The 19,624-nt window shown below is 72.1% G+C and carries 15 protein-coding genes and 1 pseudogene; 11 read left to right on the top strand and 5 right to left on the bottom strand.

The features are described from left to right. Positions 1-57: 57 nt before the first annotated feature. A complete protein-coding gene (locus tag O1Q96_RS31145; protein WP_269251329.1) occupies positions 58-1,113 on the bottom strand; it encodes a LacI family DNA-binding transcriptional regulator in 1,056 nt (351 codons plus the stop codon). A 200-nt stretch (positions 1,114-1,313) separates the two neighbouring features. On the opposite strand from O1Q96_RS31145, the gene O1Q96_RS31140 reads away from it, so the two are divergent. Next, positions 1,314-2,435, top strand: a complete 1,122-nt coding sequence (locus O1Q96_RS31140) for an IS630 family transposase (RefSeq protein WP_269246408.1) — start codon at positions 1,314-1,316, stop codon at positions 2,433-2,435. Between the two features lie 162 nt (positions 2,436-2,597). Here the strand turns inward: O1Q96_RS31140 and O1Q96_RS31135 are convergent, their stop codons facing one another. Continuing rightward, entirely contained in the window at positions 2,598-4,367 is a 1,770-nt protein-coding gene (locus tag O1Q96_RS31135) for a helix-turn-helix domain-containing protein (protein ID WP_269251328.1), read from the bottom strand. 210 nt (positions 4,368-4,577) lie between these two features. On the opposite strand from O1Q96_RS31135, the pseudogene O1Q96_RS31130 reads away from it, so the two are divergent. The 10 genes and pseudogenes from O1Q96_RS31130 to O1Q96_RS31085 all read left to right on the top strand — a co-directional run bounded on the left by O1Q96_RS31130 (position 4,578) and on the right by O1Q96_RS31085 (position 16,841). Next, positions 4,578-6,340: pseudogene (locus O1Q96_RS31130) on the top strand (FAD-dependent oxidoreductase). A 98-nt stretch (positions 6,341-6,438) separates the two neighbouring features. Continuing rightward, on the top strand, positions 6,439-7,314 hold the full coding sequence (locus O1Q96_RS31125; protein ID WP_269251327.1) for a dioxygenase family protein: 876 nt from the start codon (positions 6,439-6,441) through the stop codon (positions 7,312-7,314). Then, complete coding sequence (locus O1Q96_RS31120; RefSeq protein WP_269251326.1) at positions 7,311-8,384, top strand: maleylacetate reductase; 1,074 nt, start codon at positions 7,311-7,313, stop codon at positions 8,382-8,384. Before O1Q96_RS31125 ends, O1Q96_RS31120 begins: the two co-directional genes overlap by 4 nt. A 270-nt stretch (positions 8,385-8,654) precedes the next feature. Then, positions 8,655-9,983, top strand: coding sequence for an ABC transporter substrate-binding protein (locus tag O1Q96_RS31115; RefSeq protein ID WP_269253791.1), 1,329 nt, complete (start codon positions 8,655-8,657; stop codon positions 9,981-9,983). Next, positions 9,980-10,888: a carbohydrate ABC transporter permease gene (locus tag O1Q96_RS31110; RefSeq protein WP_269251325.1), complete on the top strand. Its 909-nt coding sequence runs from the start codon at positions 9,980-9,982 to the stop codon at positions 10,886-10,888. The genes O1Q96_RS31115 and O1Q96_RS31110 overlap by 4 nt, the downstream gene beginning before the upstream one ends. Beyond that, positions 10,885-11,838 (top strand): carbohydrate ABC transporter permease, encoded by a 954-nt coding sequence (locus tag O1Q96_RS31105; protein WP_269251324.1) that lies wholly within the window; start codon positions 10,885-10,887, stop codon positions 11,836-11,838. The genes O1Q96_RS31110 and O1Q96_RS31105 overlap by 4 nt, the downstream gene beginning before the upstream one ends. A gap of 27 nt (positions 11,839-11,865) precedes the next feature. Continuing rightward, the gene (locus O1Q96_RS31100; protein WP_269251323.1) at positions 11,866-12,774 is read left to right on the top strand and encodes a 5-dehydro-4-deoxyglucarate dehydratase; all 909 of its coding nucleotides are present in this window, start codon (positions 11,866-11,868) and stop codon (positions 12,772-12,774) included. Next, the gene (locus O1Q96_RS31095) at positions 12,771-14,027 is read left to right on the top strand and encodes a glucarate dehydratase family protein (protein WP_269251322.1); all 1,257 of its coding nucleotides are present in this window, start codon (positions 12,771-12,773) and stop codon (positions 14,025-14,027) included. The genes O1Q96_RS31100 and O1Q96_RS31095 overlap by 4 nt, the downstream gene beginning before the upstream one ends. A 268-nt stretch (positions 14,028-14,295) precedes the next feature. After that, a complete protein-coding gene (locus tag O1Q96_RS31090) occupies positions 14,296-15,768 on the top strand; it encodes a glycoside hydrolase (RefSeq protein ID WP_269251321.1) in 1,473 nt (490 codons plus the stop codon). Between the two features lie 155 nt (positions 15,769-15,923). Beyond that, on the top strand, positions 15,924-16,841 hold the full coding sequence (locus O1Q96_RS31085; protein WP_269251320.1) for a YceI family protein: 918 nt from the start codon (positions 15,924-15,926) through the stop codon (positions 16,839-16,841). A gap of 31 nt (positions 16,842-16,872) precedes the next feature. Here the strand turns inward: O1Q96_RS31085 and O1Q96_RS31080 are convergent, their stop codons facing one another. From O1Q96_RS31080 to O1Q96_RS31070, 3 genes are read right to left on the bottom strand one after another with little or no spacing between them, the layout of a single operon-like run. Next, the gene (locus O1Q96_RS31080; RefSeq protein WP_269251319.1) at positions 16,873-17,778 is read right to left on the bottom strand and encodes an amidohydrolase family protein; all 906 of its coding nucleotides are present in this window, start codon (positions 17,776-17,778) and stop codon (positions 16,873-16,875) included. Next, entirely contained in the window at positions 17,775-19,325 is a 1,551-nt protein-coding gene (locus O1Q96_RS31075; protein ID WP_269251318.1) for an HAL/PAL/TAL family ammonia-lyase, read from the bottom strand. The genes O1Q96_RS31080 and O1Q96_RS31075 overlap by 4 nt, the downstream gene beginning before the upstream one ends. Continuing rightward, the gene (locus tag O1Q96_RS31070; RefSeq protein WP_269251317.1) at positions 19,322-19,507 is read right to left on the bottom strand and encodes a hypothetical protein; all 186 of its coding nucleotides are present in this window, start codon (positions 19,505-19,507) and stop codon (positions 19,322-19,324) included. The genes O1Q96_RS31075 and O1Q96_RS31070 overlap by 4 nt, the downstream gene beginning before the upstream one ends. Positions 19,508-19,624: the final 117 nt, after the last annotated feature.

Raw genomic sequence — 19,624 nt, 5'->3', positions numbered from 1 at the left:
GCCGCCCCGGACCGTTCCCTCCGGTTCGTCCGGCGGTCGGCGGTCGGCGGCCGTCCGTCACCGGGGCGCCACGGAGGCCCGTACCACCACGTGGGTGCCCAGGAGCAGGTGCTCGTCGGGGGCGTCCGGGGCCCGGGTGAGAGCCGTACGCACCGCCAGGCGCCCCAGTTCCTCGTACGGGACGTGGACCGTCGTGAGCGGGGGATTGAGGTCCCGGGCGAAGGGGATGTCGTCGTAGCCCGCCAGGGAGACGTCCCCGGGGACGGAGAGGCCCGCCTCGTGGAGGGCCGTCAGGGCGCCCGCCGCCACCATGTCGGTGGAGGCCATGACCGCCGTGAAGCCGAGGTCGTGGGCGAGCGCCTCGCGCATGAGGCGGTGACCCGAATCGCGGGTGAAGTCGCCGGACAGGCGCAGAGCCGGGTCCGGGGTGATCCCGCGGGCCCGGTGCGCGGCCAGGTAGCCGTGTTCGCGGCCCTGGGCCGTCGTGTTGGACGGGTCGCCGCCCAGGAGGAGGACGCGGCGGTGGCCCTGGGCGAGGAGATGGGCGCAGAGCGCGTACGCCCCGCTCTCGTTGTCGTACTCGATGACGGTGACCGGGGCGCCCGGGTCCAGCGGCGGACGGCCGCACAGGACGAGGCGTGAACCCGCGGAGGCCAGGGAGTCGGCGATCCGGGCCATGCGCTCGCGGTATCCGGCGGTGTCCGCCGTGCCGCCGACGAGGATGACGGCGGCGGCACGCTGGGCGCGCATCATCTCGATGAACTCCAGCTGCCGTCCGGCGTCCCCGTCGGTGGTGCAGACGAGGCACAGATGGCCGAGGCGGGCCGCCTCGCGCTCCACGCCGTGAGCCATGTGCGCGAAGGAGGGGCCCGTGATGTCGTCCAGGACGAACGCGAGGGTGGGAGTGCCCGCTCCCGCGATGGCCTTGGCGCGGGCGTCGGCCACGTAGTCGAGCTCCCGGACCGCCCGCATCACGCGCGTGCGGGTCGACGTGCTCACCGGGTAGTCGCCGCCCAGCACCCGCGACACCGTGGACGCCGAGACGCCTGCTCGTGCCGCCACGTCCCGGATGGTGTGCCGGCTCCCGATGCCGCCCATGGTCTTCCGTGTCATGGCTCGCCCCGCCCCCTCTGCTCCGCCCCGGGAGACGACGGGTCCGTCGTCAGGGGGCGCCCAGCCCTGTCAAGTGCGGCAACGCATACGGCAACCGGTTCCCGAGCCGGAGGCTAGTGCTGTGACCGCGTTGGTTCGCCGGGTTGGTGATCGTGGCGGTTGGATGGGCGGTGACGTCCGATCCGATCGCTGGAGGTGCGGTGGCTGAGCCTGTCCGTGTGCGCAGACTGACCGACCAGGAGGGGCAGAAGCTGCAGCAGATCGTGCGTCGGGGCAGCACCAGTTCGGTGCGTTACCGGCGGGCGATGATGCTGCTGGCCTCGGCCGGCGGGAACCGGGTGCCGGTGATCGCCCAGCTGGTCCAGGCCGACGAGGACACCGTCCGCGACGTGATCCACCGCTTCAACGAGATCGGCCTGGCCTGCCTGGACCCTCAGTGGGCGGGAGGCCGTCCCCGCCGACTCAGCCCTGACGACGAGGACTTCGTCGTGGCGACGGCCACCACCCGCCCGACCAAGCTCGGTCAGCCCTTCACCCGCTGGTCACTGCGCAAACTCGTCGGCTACCTGCGGAAAATCCACGGTCGGGTCATCCGGATCGGCCGCGAGACCTTACGCGGCCTGCTCGCCCGACGCGGTGTCACCTTCCAGCGCACCAAGACGTGGAAGGAGTCCCCCGACCCGGACCGCGAGACGAAGCTGGACCGGATCGAAGAGGTCCTCGACCGATTCCCAGACCGGGTCTTCGCCTTCGACGAATTCGGCCCGCTCGGGATCCGGCCCACCGCGGGCTCGGGCTGGGCAGAACGCAAACGCCCCGACCGGCTGCCCGCCACCTACCACCGCACCCACGGAGTCCGCTACTTCCACGGCTGCTACTCGGTCGGCGACGACACCCTGTGGGGCGTCAACCACCGCAAGAAGGGCGCCGCGAACACGCTGGCCGCGCTGAAATCGATCCGCGCCGCCCGGCCCGACGGCGCCCCCATCTACGTGATCCTGGACAACCTGTCCGCCCACAAGGGCACCGACATCCGCCGCTGGGCCAGGAAACACAAGGTCGAACTGTGCTTCACCCCGACCTACGCCTCGTGGGCCAACCCGATCGAGGCCCACTTCGGACCGCTGAGGCAGTTCACCATCGCCAACTCCCACCACCCCAACCACACCGTCCAGACCCGCGCCCTGCACGCCTACCTGCGCTGGCGCAACGCCAACGCCCGCCACCGCGACGTCCTGACCGCCGAACGTAAGGAACGCGCCCGCATCCGCAGCGAGAAGAACATCCGCTGGGGCGGACGCCCCCTCGCCGCTGCGGCCTGAACGACCCGGCGAACCAATGCGGTCAGAGCACTAGCAGGGCGGGCGACAGGTGGGGAGAGGCCGTGATTCGAGACGTTCGTCCGGTGGTGAGCGACGGTCGCGGAGAACCGTGGCGCCCTGCCCGGACGGGGTGCGGCAACCGGTTGTCGTGGGGTGGCCGGGTCAGCTCCGGTACTCGCGCAGCTTGCGGTACAGGGTCGCGCGGGCGATGCCCAACGCGGCGGCCGCACGGGCCTTGTTGCCGCCGTGCCGGCGCAGCGCCTCCAGGATGGCCGTGCGCTCGGCATGCTCCATGGGGCTCAGTCGGCGAGCCGCGGGCCCCTCACGGACCGGATCCGGCAGCTCGGCCCGCCGTACGGGGCCGGCGGTCCGCCGTCGCTCGGCCAACGCCCTGACGAGATGGGCGAGTTCGGTGACGTTTCCCGGCCACGGATGCCGCTCGAGTGCGCCGAGCGCGTCAAGGGTCCAGGTGAGTGGGGGGTGTCCCGGGGCGGGTTTCGGTGCCAGAGCAGCCAGCAACTCCCTTACGTCGTCCGGCCGTTCACGCAGCGCCGGAAGGGTGGTGGAGCGGGCGGCCAGCGTGTCGAGCAGACGCTGGAGGCACGGGCCCGGGGGAGTGCCGGGCGTGTACGTGAGGAGCAGGGGTGTGCCCGGGTGCCCGTCGAGCAGCGAGTTGAGCGTGGCGATGTCGGGCTGGGTGAGGCGCTCGGCGTGACGGAGGAGCAGCGCACGGCCTTCGGACAGGGCCCGCGCCCAGCCGTCGAGTTGCTCGGCCGGTCCCTCCGCCGCGTCCATGACCAGCGGATCCAGGTCGCCTCGCGCGGCCATCAACTCCCTTGCCAGGGAGGTCTTTCCGGTGCCGCGTTCACCGGTGAGCAGCAGCGGCTCCCGGGAACGCGCCAGTTCCGTGGCGCGGGCCGTGGCGTGGCGCCAGGGCACCGACCGTCCGGCGAGCGCGACGCGGCTCCGTCCTGCCGGCGGCGCCGGTCCGTCCGAGGGGGCTTCGAGCACGGCCACCGTGCCGATCACCGCACCCCGGTGACGTACGGGCGTGACGCGCGCCGTGCCGGTGCCGTCGGGGAGTTCGAGATCGTAGGCCCCGGCCACAGGCGTCCGGGGAGCCGGGCCGTCCTGCGGGCCGGGCGCCACCCCGCCCTTTCCGCCCTCGGCGGCGCACCGCTCCAGCGCCTCCACGGCTCCCGGCGACAGTGTCCTCGCGGCCGCCTTGTTCAGCAGCCGGGTCCGTCCGTCGGACGCCATGACGGCGGCCCCCTGGCGGGCGGCCGCCCGCTGCCAGGCGTCGAGCAGGACGCGTTCCGCCGTCCGCGAGCGGGTCAGCAGCTCCGCCTCGACGGCCGCCGCCGTGGCCTCGGCGAGGGCGGCGCCGGGATGCGGCGGGCATCCGGCGCACAGACCGGACGCGACGGTCACCGTGCCCGACACCCGGCCGTTCTCGGGAGCCAGCACCGGAACGCTGACGGCGGACACGTCCTGCCACAGGTCGAGGAAGTGCTCGGGGCCGTGCACCTCCGCGCGGCGCCGGGTGCGCACGGCGGACGCCGCGCTGTTGTGCCCCACCTCCCGCTCGGAGAGGTCACGGCACCTCCTGTCACCGGGCATGCCGCCGCCGGACCACAGCACCCGCAGCCGTTCGTCGGTGAGGACCAGGGACGACTGCCCGGAGGCAAGCGCGGGGGCGAGCCGTTCGAGCACCGGCCGCGCGGCCGTCAGCAGGGCCGACTCCACCGGACGTACGGGCCCGGCGCATTCCCGCAGGTCGTGCGGTACACCGAAGAAGCGGGCGCGCCGCCAGGCGGCGGCGACCTCGTCCGGCACGCCGTCGGGCAGCGGGAGCCCGGTCAGGAACCGCTCGCGCGCCTGGTGCAACGGCGTGAGAGCGGGGCGGGCGGGGGAGTCCTTCGCGGTGGTCACGGCGCCTCCCACGGTACCGGGCGTTGTTGAAGGGGCAACAAGGGGTCGCGCCGGCCGTGTCCCGGCCGCGCCCGCGGGCGTCCGCTGCCCCACAGGTGCCGCCAGGTGTCCCTCGCCCGCGGGTGTCTTGTAATGAGACACCCGCTCCTCGGCCCATGGATCCATGATCGCGAGTGACCGGTGCCGTTCTCATCCTCTGGAGCGTCTGTCGTGCACACCGTCGAGCCCGTGGTCGAGACCGACGTACTGATCGTGGGCAGCGGCCCGGCGGGCGCCTCGGCCGCCTTGGCCCTGAGCACCTACGGCGTGCCCAACATCGTGGTCACCCGCCACACGAGCCTCGCCGACACACCGCGCGCCCACATCACCAACCAGCGCACCATGGAGGTTCTGCGCGACCTCGGCGTCGAACAGGACGTCGTCGCGCGGGCCACGCCCCAGCACCTGATGGGCAACACCACCTTCTGCACCAGCCTGGCCGGCGAGGAGCTGGGCCGCGTCCGCTCCTGGGGCAACGACCCTCTTGTCCAGGCCGCGCACGAACTCGCCAGCCCCACCCGCATGTGCGACATGCCCCAGCACCTGATGGAACCGGTCCTCGTCGACGCCGCCGTCGCCCGCGGCACCCATCTCCGCTTCGGCACCGTCTACAAGTCCTTCGTCCAGGACGCCGACGGGGTCACCGTCACCGTCGAGGACCGGCTGCGGGGCGACGAGTACACGATCCGCGCCAAGTACCTGATCGGCGCCGACGGAGGCCGCTCGAAGGTCGCCGAGGACGCCCGCCTGCCGATGGGCGGCCAGATGGGCGTGGCCGGCAGCATCAACATCGTCTTCGACGCGGACCTGAGCCGGTACACCGCGCACCGGCCGTCCACGCTCTACTGGGTGCTCGCCCCCGGTGCCACCGTCGGCGGTATCGGCGCAGGTCTCGTCCGCAACGTCCGCCCCTGGGACGAGTGGATGGTCGTCTGGGGCTACGACGTCACCGCGGGACCCCCGGACCTCACCACCGAGTACGCGGAGGCGATCGTCCGCCGGCTGGTCGGCGACGACGAGATCCCGGTGACCGTCAAGTCCTCCTCGGCGTGGACGGTCAACGAGATGTACGCCGAGAGGTACTCCGAGGGCCGGGTCCTCTGCGCGGGCGACGCCACGCACCGGCACCCGCCGTCCAACGGTCTCGGCTCCAACACCTCCGTCCAGGACGCGTACAACCTCGCCTGGAAGCTCGCCCTGGTCCTCGACGGCACGGCCTCGCCGAAGCTCCTCGACACGTACACGGCCGAGCGCGCCCCCGTCGGAAAGCAGATCGTCACCCGCGCCAACAAGTCCATCGGTGAGACCGCCCCGGTCTTCGAGGCGCTCGAGGGACTCTCCCCGCAGAGCCCGGAACAGCTGTGGGCCAACATCGCCGCCCGCAAGGAGGCCACCGAGGCCGCGGAGAAGCAGCGCGCCGGGCTCCGCGAGGCGATCGCCTTCAAGGTGTACGAGTTCAACGCGCACGGCGTCGATCTCAACCAGCGGTACGTGTCGGACGCGGTCGTCCCCGACGGCACCCCCGATCCCGGGTTCGACCGCGACCCCGAGCTGTACCACCAGCCCTCGTCGCGTCCCGGCGCGAAACTGCCGCATGCCTGGATCACGGCCGGAACCCGAGCCCTGTCCACGCTCGACGCGGCGGGGCACGGACGCTTCACCCTGTTCACCGGTATCGGCGGGGAGGGCTGGCTGCGGGCCGCGGAAGCCGTCGGCGCCGCCGACGGCCTCGGGCTGGACATCGCCACGGCGTCGTCGGGCCGGGGCAGCAGTACGAGGACCCGTACGGTGACTGGGCGCGGCTCAGCGAGATCTCCGACGCCGGAGCTCTGCTCGTACGGCCCGACGGGTATGTGGCCTTCCGGCACGCGGCCGCCGCCGAGGACGCGGAGGAGTTGCTGAGCGGTGCGGTGCGGCGGATCCTCGGACGGTAGCTCCGCCCGTCGCTCCCGGGCCGGCGGGACGGTGGCCCGGGGGCCGGAGCCGGCAGGACAGTGGTCGTCGAGCGGGACACGGTAGATCAGGAGTCGTCATGACCGTCGATGTCAGCGGGGCCGCCGTCACCGAGGAGGCCGTCGGCAGTCCCGGTGCGGAAACCGACCCACGCCTGCGGGAGTTGCTCACCGGCCTGATCCGCCACCTCCACGACTTCGCGCGGGAGACGCGGCTGAGCCGGCAGGAGTGGGAGCGGGCCGTCGAGTTCCTGACGGCGACCGGGCAGAAGTGCACCGACACGCGGCAGGAGTTCATCCTGCTCTCGGACGTGCTCGGGCTGTCGATGCTCCTGGAGACGCTGCACTCGGACGGCGGTTCCGGAGCCACCGAGTCGACCGTCCTCGGGCCCTTCCACATGACCGAGTCACCGGTCCGTGAGCTGGGTGCGGACATCGACCTGGTGGGCGGGGGCGAACCGTGCGTGGTGAGCGGCCGGGTGGTGTCGCAGGACGGCACCCCGCTGCCCGGCGCGGTCCTCGACGTCTGGCAGGCCGACGCGGACGGGTTCTACGACGTGCAGCGGCCCGACGCCCAGCCGCCGGGCAACGGCCGCGGGCTGTTCACCGCCGACGCCGCGGGCCGGTTCTGGTTCCGCACCTGCGTGCCGAGCCCGTACCCCATCCCGACCGACGGCCCGGTCGGCGACCTGCTCCGCGCCACCGGCCGGCACCCCTACCGCCCGGCGCACATCCACTTCATCGCCACCGCCGAGGGACACGCCCCGGTCACCACGCACATCTTCGTGGCGGGCAGCGACTACCTCGACTCGGACGCGGTCTTCGCGGTGAAGCGCAGCCTGGTCCAGGACTTCACGGAGACCGACGACCCGCCCCTGGCACGGGAGTTCGGCATCCCGAACCCCTTCCGGCACGCCCGCTTCGACCTCGTCCTGACACCGGGGCCGACCGCGTGAACTTCACGTACGAGGCCCGGCCGACGCGGGTCGTCTTCCGGCCCGGCGCCTCGGTGACCGCGACGGCGGGCGAGGTCGAACGGCTCGGCCTGCGGCGGGTGCTGGTGGTGTCCGGGGCGAGGGGCGCGGACACCGCGCGGACGGTCGTGGACTCGCTCGGCCCGCTGTGCGCGGGACTGCACGCCGAAGCCCGCATGCACGTCCCGGCCGAGGTCGCCGACCGGGCCGTCGAGGCGGCGCGCGCGGCCGGCGCCGACGGTGTGGTCGCCGTCGGCGGCGGCTCCGCGATCGGCCTCGGCAAGGCGATGGCACTGCGCACGGGTCTGCCGCTGATCGCGGTGCCCTCCACGTACTCCGGCTCCGAGATGACCCCCGTCTGGGGCCTCACCGAGCAGGGCGCCAAGCGCACCGGCCGCGACCCCTCGGTGCTCCCGCGCAGCGTGGTGTACGACCCCGACCTCACCCTCTCCATGCCCGTGCCCCTCTCGGTCACCAGCGGAGTCAACGCCGTCGCGCACGCCGTCGAGGCGCTGTACGCCCCCGACACCTCGCCCCTCGTCTCCCTGATGGCCGAGGAGGGCGTACGGGCCATGACTTCGGCGCTCGTGCAGGTCGCCGCCTCGCCCACGGACCCGGAGGCCCGGAGCCGAGCCCTCTACGGGGCATGGCTCTGCGGTTCCTGCCTGGGCGCGACCACCATGGGCCTGCACCACAAGCTCTGCCACGTGCTGGGCGGGACGTTCGGCCTGCCGCACGCCGAGACCCACACGGTGGTCCTCCCGTACGCCCTCGCGTACAACGCGCCCGCCGCCCCCGAAGCCGTCCGTGTCCTTGACCGCGCCCTCGACACCGACGACGCCCCGCACGCCCTGTGGGCGCTGGCCAGGCGCCTCGGCGCACCCCGCTCGCTCGCGTCTCTCGGCCTGGCGGAGGCCGACCTGGCGCTCGCGGCCGAGCGGGTCGCGGGACAGGCGTACGCCAATCCGCGCGAGGTCACGCACGAGGGCGCGCTCACCGTGCTGAGGGCGGCTCACGCGGGGGAGGACCCCCGGGCCGCGCTCCCGGAATAGGCGCGAGAAGCGCGCAGCGCCCGCACGCGTCACAGCGGGCGCTCGCCTGTCCGGCGGGGGAAACCCGCCTCCATCGCGCCGGAACCGTCACCTGCGCCGATGCGGAGCCATGGCCTCCGCCCGTGCGGAGGTACTGCCTCCGGCCCGGGTATTGCCCTGGTGAAAACTCCAATCCATGTCTTGACATACGCCTGAAACGCTTCTTAGCTGGCTGCGCGCCATCTAGATGTGTGAAGGAAGTTCATGGATATGAACGGAGTGTGCGTGCCCATGGGTGACGTACGACGGGGCCGCCGCCTGGCCGCCATGCTCGCCGCGGCGGGGCTCTTGTTCGGAACGACCGCCTGTGGCGCCGGTTCCGACTCCGCCGGCAGCGGCGACCCGAACACGCTGGAGGTCTGGACCCGGAGCAACCCGGACTCCGCGGCCACCTACGAGCGCGTGTTCACCGCCTTCACCAGGAAGACCGGCATAAAGATCGACTACCAGCCGGTCATCAACTTCGACCAGCAGCTGCAGAGCCGGGCGTCCACCAAGGACCTGCCCGACGTCATGATCAACGACACCGCGCTGATGGGCAGTTACCAGCACCAGGGCCTGCTGAAGCCCGTCGAGCCCGCGTCGATCGCCGGGCACCGCCAGATCGACGCCAAGACCTGGTCCTCCACCGTGGGGCTCGACGGCAGGCACTACGGCATCCCGTACTCGCGGCAGGCCATGACCCTCATGGTCCGCAAGGACTGGCGCGAGAAGCTCGGGCTCCCGCAGCCCAGGACCTGGCAGGACATGCTCACGCTCGCCAAGGCCTTCGCCACCCGCGACCCGGACGGCGACGGAAAGAAGGACACGTACGGAATGGTCGTGCCCGGCAGCGCGCAGAACGGCTACGCCGCCTGGTGGGGCGCCAGTTACCTGTGGCAGGGCGGCGCGAAGATCATCGAGCCGGACGGCGACGGCGGCTACCGCCCCGCCATGGACTCGGCCGCCGCCGTACGCACCGTGACCTGGATGAAGGACAACCTCTTCTGCGGCGACGAGAACGTGGTCCAGCCCGCCGCCCTGACGTCCGTCACCGCGAACGCCACCAACTTCCAGGACGGCAACGCCGGGATGTACCTCACCGGCCCCTACAACATCGCCACCTTCGACCAGACGCCCGGCAAGGCCAGGTACGAGGTCCTGGCCGCCCCCGCGGGCCCGGCGGGCTCCGACGTGCTCGCCGACGGGGAGAACGTCTACTTCGGGGCGAAGACCGGAAAGACGAAGCAGGAAAGGGCGCTCGCCGCGTTCCTCGTCTCACCCGAGGGCCAGAAGCTCGCCATGACGGGCAGGAACCAGCCCGTCGTCCGCATCCCCGTCAACACCACGCTGGACGCGGCGAAGGTGCGCGACGACCCGCGCTGGAGCGTGGTGCAGAAGGCGTACCGCGAGAGCTCCGAGCAGTTCCCCAACGCCCCGGACTTCGCCCCGGTCAAGCAGGACACCGCCGACAGCCTCAACGCGCTGTTCACGTACTGCGGCAGTGACGTGCACGCCGGCCTGAAGGAGCTCGACGACACCCTCGCCGGTGACCTCAAGGACCAGGACCTGATGCCATGACCGCAACCGTCCCCACAGCCCCCCGGCGCCGCGCAGTGCTCACCAGAAGGTCCGTGCTCCCCTGGGCGTTCCTCGCCCCCGGCCTGCTGCTCGCCCTCGTCTTCAAGTTCGTCCCGATGGGCAAGGGCATCTGGCTCAGCCTCTTCGAGGTGCGGCCCTTCCTCGGCGACCAGTGGGTCGGACTCGACAACTACACCCGGGTCCTGACCGACCACCGCTTCCAGGACGCCATCGGCCACACGCTGCTCCTGGGCATCGGCCAGTCCCTCGGCGCCATAGTCGTCGGGTTCTTCCTCGCCCTGCTCCTGGAGGGCCAGGCCCGCTCGCTGAAGATCGTCCGCACCGCCGTCTTCCTGCCCGTCGTCACCGCCACCGCGGTGGTCGGCGAGCTGTGGCGGCTGATGTACTACCCGACCTCCGACGGGCTCGTCAACAGCGCCCTCGGCTTCCTCGGCCTCGGGCCCGTGCCGTTCCTCGACAACCCCGGGACGGCCCTGTGGGCGACCATGGCCATGGGCATCTGGATGACGGCCCCCTACAACATGGTGATCCTCCTCGCCGGACTGGCAGGCGTGGACCGCTCGTTGTACGAGGCCGCCGCGATGGACGGCGTCTCCCTCCTTCAGCGCCTGCGGTACGTCACGCTGCCCGCGATCCGCCCCGCCCTCGGCATCGTCCTCACCCTCGCCGCGATCCGCGGCCTGCGGGTGTTCACCGAGGTGTACGTCCTCACCGGAGGCGGCCCCGCCGGGTCCACCGAGGTCTGGATGACCCGCGCGTACACCCTGGGCTTCACCCGCAACGACATCGGCGGCGCCTCGGCGGCCTCCGTCGTCCTGCTCTGCGTGACGCTGCTCCTCACCGTCACGGTCAACCACCTCCGCAAGAGGGGAGACGTGCGATGAGCGCCCCCGCCCTCGACCCCGTCCGCACCCCGTCCGGCAGTCTCTCCGCCCCCTCCGCCGGGCGCCGCGGCAAGCAGACCCGCGCCACGCCGGCCCGCTTCGACACCGCACTCGGCTGGAGCGACCGGCCCGGCCCCGCCTGGGCCCTGCGCATCGCGCTCTGCGCGATCGCCCTCACGATCTTCGCGGCGCCCTTCCTGACGATCGTCTCCGGCGCCTTCAGCACACACCCCAGCGGCTCGTCGCTGTCCTTCCTCCCGCACGACTCCTCGCTCCAGAACGTCCGCGTGGCCGGTGACCGGGGGATCTGGGACTACTTCTCCAACTCGCTCGTCATCGCGGGCGGCGGACTGCTGCTCCAGCTCGCCGTGTCGGTGCTCGCCGCCTACGCGCTCGCCCGGCACCGGTTCCGCGGCCAGGCCCTGATCCTGACCCTGTTCATGCTCACGATGATGCTCCCCGAAGAGGTCATCGCGATCCCGCTGTCGCTGGTCCTCGGTCACGTCCCGGTCGTCGGCCTCGACCTGAAGGGCACCGTCTGGGGTGTCATCCTGCCGCTCGGTGCCTGGGGCTTCTCGGTCATGCTGCTGACCGAGTTCATGAAGGACATCCCCGCCGAGATCGAGGAGGCCGCCCGCCTCGACGGGGTCGGCGAACTGCGGATGCTCTGGCAGGTCGTCCTGCCCCTGTGCAAGCCTGCGCTCGGGGTGGCCGGGGTCCTCGGCTTCATCATGATCTGGGACCAGTACCTGCTGCCGCTGATCGCCGCGAAGGATCCCACCGACTACACGGTCACCGTCGCCCTGTCGATCCTGCGCACCGACCCCGAGGTCGGCTCGGGCGTGGTGCTGGCCGGTGCCGTCATCGCGCTCGTCCCCAGCCTGGTCGTCTACCTGCTCCTCCAGCGGTCACTGGTCACCGGCATCGCCGCCGGTGCCACCAAGGGCTGACCCACACCCCCCAGTTACGAGGGAGACATGAAGTTCCAAGGAGTGCTGTTCTTTCCGGTCACACCGTTCGACGCGAACGGAAGCATCGACGAGGACCGGCTCGCCCAGCACATCGAGGCGGGCGTCGCCGCCGGGGCGGGCGGGGTCTTCGTCGCCTGCGGCACCGGTGAGTTCCACGCCCTGTCCCCGGCCGAGACCGAGCGCGCGACCCGCGTCGCGGTGACCACGACCGCGGGCCGCGTACCCGTACTGGCCGCGGCGGGAGGCCCGTTGCCGGTCGCCGCGGACCAGGCGTCCCGGATCCAGCGGGCGGGCGCCGACGGCATCCTGCTCCTGCCGCCCTACCTGGTCCGCGCACCGCAGCAGGGCCTGGTGCGATACGTGCGGGAGGTCACCGCGGCCACCGCACTGCCCGTCGTCTTCTACCAGCGAGGCACCGCCCGCCTCACCGCGGAGACGGCCGCCGAGATCGCCGGCCTGCCCGGTGTCGTCGGGCTCAAGGACGGCATCGGCGACATCGAGCAGATGCACCGCGTCGTGCGGGCCGTACGGGCGGTGCCGGGCACCGAGGACTTCCAGTTCTTCAACGGGCTGCCCACCGCCGAGATGACCGCGCCCGCCTACCGCGGCATCGGTGTGGAGCTGTACTCGTCGGCGGTGTTCGCGTTCGCCCCGGAGATCGCCCTCGCCTTCCACCGGGCCCTCGACGAGGGCGACGGAACGCTGGTCACCACCCTCCTCGACGAGTTCTACGGACCGTTCGTCCGACTCCGTGACGAGGTACCCGGATACGCGGTCTCGCTGGTCAAGGCCGGCGTCACGATCCGGGGCCTGGACGTCGGCGGTGTCCGGGCACCCCTGCTCGACCCCACGCCGGAGCACCTCGCACGGCTGGCGAAACTCATCGACCACGGCCTGGAGGCAGTCCGCGCATGACCACGACCGACAGCCGGATCCGAGAACTGATCGTCACGCCGATCGCCTTCCGTGACCCGCCGCTCCTCAACTCCAGCGGTGTGCACGAGCCCCTCGCCCTGCGCGTGGTCCTGCAACTCGTCCTGGACGACGGCACGGTGGGCCTCGGCGAGTCGACCGGCGGCGACGTCCGCCTCGAACGACTGGAGGCCGCCGCGCGGGCGGTCGTCGGCATGGACGTCTTCGACACCACGGCCGTCTCCGCCGCGATCGACGTCGCGCTGACGCCCACCGTGCCCAGTTCCCACGAGCGCGGCTGGACCACCTCCGCCGTGGAGGTCGCCTGCCTCGACGCACAGGGCAAACTCCTCGGACGCCCGGTCAGTGACCTGCTGGGCGGCAGGGTCCGGGACTGCGTGCCCTTCGCCGCCTACCTCTTCTACAAGTGGGCCGAACACCCGGCGCTCGACGGCGAACCGGCCGTCGGCGACGACTGGGGCGAGGCCCTCGACCCGGCCGGCATCGTCGAGCAGGCCCGGCTGATGCGGGAGCGGTACGGCTTCGAGTCGTTCAAGCTCAAGGGAGGCGTGTTCCCGCCCGACGAGGAGATCGCCGCGATGAGGGCGCTCGCCGGCGCCTTCCCCGGCCGGCCGCTGCGCCTCGACCCCAACACGGCCTGGACCGTGGAGACCTCGCAGTACGTGGCACGTGAACTGGAGGGCGTGCTCGAGTACCTGGAGGACCCGACGCCCACCATCGCCGGCATGGCCGAGGTCGCGAAGACCTCACCCATGCCGCTGGCCACCAACATGTGCGTGGTCGCGTGGGAGCACCTGCGGCCCGCCGTCGAGCAGAACGCGATCCAGGTCCTGCTCACGGACCACCACTACTGGGGCGGACTGCGCCGCACCCGTGAACTCGCCGCCGTCTGCGAGGCGTTCGGAATCGGCCTGTCCATGCACTCCAACTCGCACCTCGGCATCAGCCTCGCCGCCATGACCCATGTGGCGGCCTCGATCCCCAACCTCGACACCTCCTGCGACACCCACTACCCGTGGAACTTCGCGGACGACGTGGTCGTACCCGGCGTCCTGGAGCTGCGGGACGGCGCGGTCAAGGTCCCCACCGGCCCCGGGCTGGGCGTCGAACTCGACCACGACGCCCTGGAGCGGCTGCACCGGGTCCACCTCGACGCGGGCATGAAGGGCCGGGACGACACCGGTTACATGCGGCGGGTCCACCCCGAGTACGAGCGCAGGCTCCCTCGGTGGTGAGACGGGCGCTCCCCTGAGGGCACGCCGAGCGAGGACGGGCGCTCGTGCCGCTGCGGCGGCGCGGGCGCCCGTTCCGCTGTCCGCCCGCCGGGGGCCGTGCACGCCGCCGGGCCGACCGATGCCGTGACGGCTGGGGCGTCCGTGAAGCCGCGGGGCGCGAGCGTTCGCAAGTCTTCGAAAGGAGAAAGCGCTGTCATGCGTATCGACAACCGTTTGTCCCCGCCTCATTCTTCAAGCAGGTTGTGGCATGGGCGCGACAGGAGATTCCATGATCAAGCGTAGATCACTGCTGGCGGCGGCGGGCGGCACGCTGCTCGGCAGCGCACTGGCGACGGGCACCGCCCGCGCCGACGCGACCGTCGCGGTCAACCCCGGTACCAGTTACGGGCGCTGGGAGGGCTGGGGCACCTCCCTCGCGTGGTGGGCCAACGTGTTCGGCGCCCGTGACGACTTCGCCGACATCTTCTTCACCACCAAGTCCGTGGCGTACGGCGGCAGGAACCTGCCCGGTCTCGGTATGAACATCGCCCGCTACAACCTGGGCGCGTGCAGCCCGAACAGCGTGGGCGGCCAGTCCATGGTCGCCTCGCCCAACATCCCGGCGTTCAAGCAGATCGAGGGTTTCTGGCAGGACTGGAACAACGAGGACCCCGCCTCCTCCGCCTGGGACTGGACGGCGGACGCCAACCAGCGAGCCGCCCTGACGAAGGCGACCCAGCGCGGCGCGGTCTCCGAGCTGTTCGCCAACTCACCCATGTGGTGGATGTGCAGCAACCACAACCCGTCCGGCGCGTCCGGCGGCGGCAACAACCTCCAGACCTGGAACTACCGCCAGCACGCCTCCCACCTGGCCGCCGTCGCCCTGCGCGCGAAGAACAACTGGGGCGTGAACTTCGCGACGGTCGACCCGTTCAACGAGCCCTCGTCCAGCTGGTGGACCGCCACCGGCACGCAGGAGGGCTGCCACATGGACGCGTCCGTCCAGGCGGCCGTCCTCCCGTACATGCGCAGCGAACTCGACAAGCGGGGTCTGTCCGGCATCAGGATCTCGGCGTCCGACGAGACGAGCTACGACCTGGCCCGCACCACCTGGAACTCCTTCGGGGCCTCGACCAAGGCCCTGGTGAACCAGTTCAACGTGCACGGCTACCAGGGCTCGGGCGGCCGCCGAGACCTCCTCCACACGGACGTGGTGACGACGTCCGGCAAGAAGCTCTGGAACTCCGAGACCGGCGACAAGGACGGCACGGGCCTCACCATGGCGAGCAACCTGTGCCTGGACTTCCGCTGGCTGCACCCGACCGCCTGGGTCTACTGGCAGGTGATGGACCCCTCCTCCGGCTGGGCGATGATCGCGTACGACCAGAACACGCTGCAGCCGACCGCCGTCCAGACCAAGTACTACGTGATGGCCCAGTTCAGCCGCCACATCCGGCCGGGGATGACCATCCTCGACACCGGCGTCGGCTACGCGGTCGCCGCTCACGACGCGACGCAGAAGCGCCTCGTCGTCGTGGCCGTCAACTCCGGTGCCGCGCAGACGCTCACCTTCGACCTGTCCCGCTTCGGCCAGGTCACCGGCGGCAGCGGCGGACTCGTACGACGCTGGAACACGCTCACCTCCGGCGGCGGGGACCTCTACACCGCACGCTCGGACACCTATCTGAACGGCAAGCGGCTGAGCGTGCCGTTCGCCGCCGCCTCGGTGCAGACCTTCGAGATCGACGGGGTCACCGTGTGACCGCCGGGCCGTGACGACCAGGGCGGTGATGCCGTCGCCCCGGGGGCGGGTGTCTCGTATTGAGACACCCGCCTTCGCACGTCCTGGTCCAAGATCGTCATGAGCTCCGTGCGCTTTCGCCGGGGCTCTGACGCAGGTGATGAAAGGTGAACACCATGGCCCTCGCACTCCTTCGGTTCCGGCGGCCGGGCCGAGCCTCCGCAGCCGGCGCGACGGGCGTCTCGCTTCCTCTCCCGCCGGGCGCGGGCGCCGTCAGCCGTGAGGTCGTCGACCCGATGGGCCAGCCGATGGGCGCGGCCGACGTCACGGTCACCGCGCTGGACACGCACCGCGTCGCGGCCCGCGGCACCACGGATCCGTACGGCCTGTTCCTCGCCGCGCTGCCGCCCGGCCGGTACAGCCTGATGATCGCCGCCGAGGGCCTGCATCCCCACCGCGAGACGGTCGACGTGGTGGCCGGGCCCGCCGCTCCCGCGGAGCGGATCTGGCTGCAGACCGCCCGCCGGCTGGAACTGCCCGCGCCGGGCACCTGGCTCTTCGACCCGCCCCACACGGCGATCCGGTTCATCGCCAAGCACGTCGGCATGGCCCATGTGCACGGCCGCTTCGAGCGCTTCGACGGCGGCATCCAGGTCGCCCAGGACATGTCCGGCTCCCGCGTCCACGTCCGGATCGACGCGTCGAGCATCACCACCGGCAACCGGACGCGCGACGACCACCTCCGCTCGGGAGACTTCCTTGACGTCGAGCGGTTCCCGTACATCGACTTCCACAGCACCCGGTTCGCGTACCGCGGCGGCAACAGGTGGACCCTGCAGGGCTCGCTGACGATGCACGGGGTCAGCCGCTCGGTGGCCCTGGACACCACCTATCTCGGCACGGTGAACGGCGGCTACGGCGAGGAACTGCGCTGCGCGGCCCTCGCCAAGGCGGAGCTGCACCGGGAGGACTACACGTTGAACTGGCGCTCGATGCTGGCGCGCGGCATCGCGGTGGTCGGCCCGACGGTCCAGCTGGAACTGGACGTACAGGCGATGTACCGCACGCACGACACACCCACCCCGCCGAAGTAGGCGCGGGCAGCCGGCCTCCGCCCGGGCGCGGTCAGGCCTCGCCGGTGAGCAGGCGACGCGGATTGGCGATGCGGAAGGCGTACGCCGCGGCGCCGCCCAGTCCGAAACCGGGGCTCTGCGGAGGTTCGGCGTAGGGCCGGTCCGAACCCTGGACGAGCACGTCGGTGCCGAGGACGCGGACGACCGCCTCGACGGCGCGCGGACCGTACGAGGAGGTCTCGACGAACACGTCCGGGTCGGTCTCCGGGCGGCCCTCCGCCCCGCCGCGGGCGGCGAAGCGCTCCCCGTGCAGGGGCGCCAGGCCGGCCAGCAGCGCGAAGCACACCCGCAGGCGTGGATGACGGGGCCGGCCGAACGCCCGGAACGCGAACCAGGCGGCGTGCATCTGCTGCACGTACGGCACCATCGCGGGCCACCAGCCGGGCCCCGGGGACGCCCCGGCCGCGGGACCGGGGTGCACGAACAGCGGAAGGCCGCGTACCTCGAGCAGGTCCAGCAGCGGTGCGCACCGCGCGTAACCGGCCGCGTCCGCCAGGGCGTTCGCCGGCAGCTGGAGGCCGGCGAATCCCCGGTCGAGGACGCCGGCCGTCACATCGGGGTCGATGTCCCGGACACAGGCGGCGGCCCAGGCACCGAAGGGCGGGGGCAGCGCGGCCGCGTCCTCGTGGTAGGCGTCGAGCAGCGGCCGCGACTGTCCGGACGGCAGCCACTCCACACCGAGCGGGGCGGACAGCGAGACCAGCGCCCGGCCGAGGCCGTCGGCCGCCGCCAGTTCGCAGCGCCGGGCGACGTCGTGGTCGGCGCGCGGCACCTCGTAGGGCGGCTCACCGGCGGTGTGCAGGGTCCAGCCGTCGAGGAACGGCGGCTCGGCGCGCGCCCGCAGGGCCGCGACGAACGAGTCGGTCCACAGATGCTGGTGTACGTCGACGTTGGTCACGCGGCTCCTTCCGTCAGGGCGCGCAGGGCGCCTCGTACCTCGTCGGACCCCAGGACATCACGGCTCACCCGGTCCACGTCCGGTCCGCAGGGCCGGTCGTCGTCCAGGCGCGGGACGAGCTCGCGGATCGCGTGGCGCAGGACGCCGGGTCCCCGCCCGAGGGCGGCGGGCGCGGCCAGGTCCACCGCCTGGGCGGCGGCCAGCGCCTCCACGGCGAGCAGTTGCCGCAGCCGGACGAGCATCGTCGACAGCCGCCGCGCGCCGAGCGCCGCGTTGGTCGAGTCGTCCTCGACCCCGTCCGCGCCGTGCCGGGGATCGGTGCACACCGGCGCGGACAGTACGCGGATCTCGGCGACCAGTGCCTGCGCCGTCTTGGCCAGTGGTGCGAAGCCGGAACGCTCCGGGCCGTACGGGGAGAGGTTGGCCGGCAGCCCGCTGAGGGCCGGGTCGAGCAGGCGCCGCATGCGCTCGGCGGAGAGCGCCGCGGTCTGCGTCAGGGCCAGCGCGAGGGTGTCGAAGGCCAGGGCGAGCGCCGGGGTGTGGAAGTTGCCCGAGGAGAGGATCTCACCGGTGCCGGCCAGGACCACCGGGTTGTCGCCGCTGCCGTTGAGCTCGGGTTCCAGGGCCGCGTGGGCGAAGTCGAGCGCGGCATGCAGCGCACCGTGCACCTGCGCCGCACAGCGCAGGCTCACCGGATCCTGGACCCGCCGTGCCCGGCGGGGATCCGTGAGTTCACCGCCGCCCAGGAACGCGAGCAGTTCCGCGGCCGCCCGGGACTGTCCGGGCGCGGGGCGCAGGCCCAGCACCCGGGCGTCCAGCGGACCGGTGTTGGCCCGGAAGCCCTCGAAGGTGAGTGTCGTGACGGCCTGGGTGAGGGTGAGGGCGGCGGCCGTCTCATGGAGGGCGAGGCCGCCCTGGCCGGCGGCCAGGGGGCTCGCACTGCACAGCACGTGTCCGTCCTTCGGGCCCGGCTCGGCGGGTGCCAGCCCGGCACGCCGCAGCGCCGCCGCGCCGTCGAGCACCTCGCCGTGGAGCTCGGCGCGGCCCTCACCGATGACGACGAGGCCGACATGGGCCATCTGGCACAGGTCCGACGCGCCGATCGACCCGACCTCGGGGACCAGCGGATGGATGCGCGCGTTGAGCATGCCGACGAGCAGTGACAGGATCTCCGGCCGGACTCCGCTGCCGCCGCCCGCCAGACCGTTGACGCGGGCGGCCAGGGCGGCGCGTACGACGGGGGCCGGCAGCGGGTCCCCGACCGCGTTGGCCCGCCCGCGCACGGTACGCACGCTGAACCGCGCGAGTTCGGCACGCGGAAGCGCGTAGGTCGAGCGGCTGCCGAGCCCCGTCGTCAGGCCGTACGTCGGCACCTGGCGGTCGACCACGTCGTCGACGACCGCGCGGTCGCGCGCGAGCCGGGGGAGTACCTCGTCCGCGAGGGCGACCCGGGCCCCGTGCAGGGCGACGGCGGCGACGTCCTCGCAGGACAGGGTGCGCCCGTCGACGATCACTGCTCCGGGACCGGCGGGGTAGGGGCGTGTCATGAGAAACGCAGCTTCCGGCCGAGACCGCGCTTCTGGGCCCCGTCGGTCAGGCCGTGCGGGCCGACGTGTCCGTGCAGGACGTCGAAGTGGCCGGTGAAGGTGGTGTGGGGTGTGAGGCGCACCCGTGGTTCGATGTCCGAACCGTTCAGGAACGTGAACCAGACCGGGTCATTCGGGCTCATTCCGGGCGCCCTTTCACTTTCTTCGGACGAACGTAACGCCCCGTTTACAAAAGGGGATTGACTGTAATTCAGCCACGAACAACTCTGCATGACGATATGCAGTCGGGTAAGGGGCAG

The organism is Streptomyces aurantiacus (genome assembly GCF_027107535.1).
Lineage (GTDB): Bacteria > Actinomycetota > Actinomycetes > Streptomycetales > Streptomycetaceae > Streptomyces.
The sequence above is the reverse complement of the archived record's forward strand: the minus strand, read 5'-3'. Positions and strand labels throughout refer to the sequence as shown.

What these genes read in the sequence shown, in the direction of transcription:
- O1Q96_RS31145 (WP_269251329.1), bottom strand. Translation starts at nt 1,113, where the DNA reads ATGACACGGAAGACCATGGGCGGCATCGGGAGCCGGCACACCATCCGG.
- O1Q96_RS31125 (WP_269251327.1), top strand. Translation starts at nt 6,439, where the DNA reads ATGACCGTCGATGTCAGCGGGGCCGCCGTCACCGAGGAGGCCGTCGGC.
- O1Q96_RS31115 (WP_269253791.1), top strand. Translation starts at nt 8,655, where the DNA reads ATGGGTGACGTACGACGGGGCCGCCGCCTGGCCGCCATGCTCGCCGCG.
- O1Q96_RS31110 (WP_269251325.1), top strand. Translation starts at nt 9,980, where the DNA reads ATGACCGCAACCGTCCCCACAGCCCCCCGGCGCCGCGCAGTGCTCACC.
- O1Q96_RS31105 (WP_269251324.1), top strand. Translation starts at nt 10,885, where the DNA reads ATGAGCGCCCCCGCCCTCGACCCCGTCCGCACCCCGTCCGGCAGTCTC.
- O1Q96_RS31100 (WP_269251323.1), top strand. Translation starts at nt 11,866, where the DNA reads ATGAAGTTCCAAGGAGTGCTGTTCTTTCCGGTCACACCGTTCGACGCG.
- O1Q96_RS31095 (WP_269251322.1), top strand. Translation starts at nt 12,771, where the DNA reads ATGACCACGACCGACAGCCGGATCCGAGAACTGATCGTCACGCCGATC.
- O1Q96_RS31090 (WP_269251321.1), top strand. Translation starts at nt 14,296, where the DNA reads ATGATCAAGCGTAGATCACTGCTGGCGGCGGCGGGCGGCACGCTGCTC.
- O1Q96_RS31085 (WP_269251320.1), top strand. Translation starts at nt 15,924, where the DNA reads ATGGCCCTCGCACTCCTTCGGTTCCGGCGGCCGGGCCGAGCCTCCGCA.
- O1Q96_RS31075 (WP_269251318.1), bottom strand. Translation starts at nt 19,325, where the DNA reads ATGACACGCCCCTACCCCGCCGGTCCCGGAGCAGTGATCGTCGACGGG.
- O1Q96_RS31070 (WP_269251317.1), bottom strand. Translation starts at nt 19,507, where the DNA reads ATGAGCCCGAATGACCCGGTCTGGTTCACGTTCCTGAACGGTTCGGAC.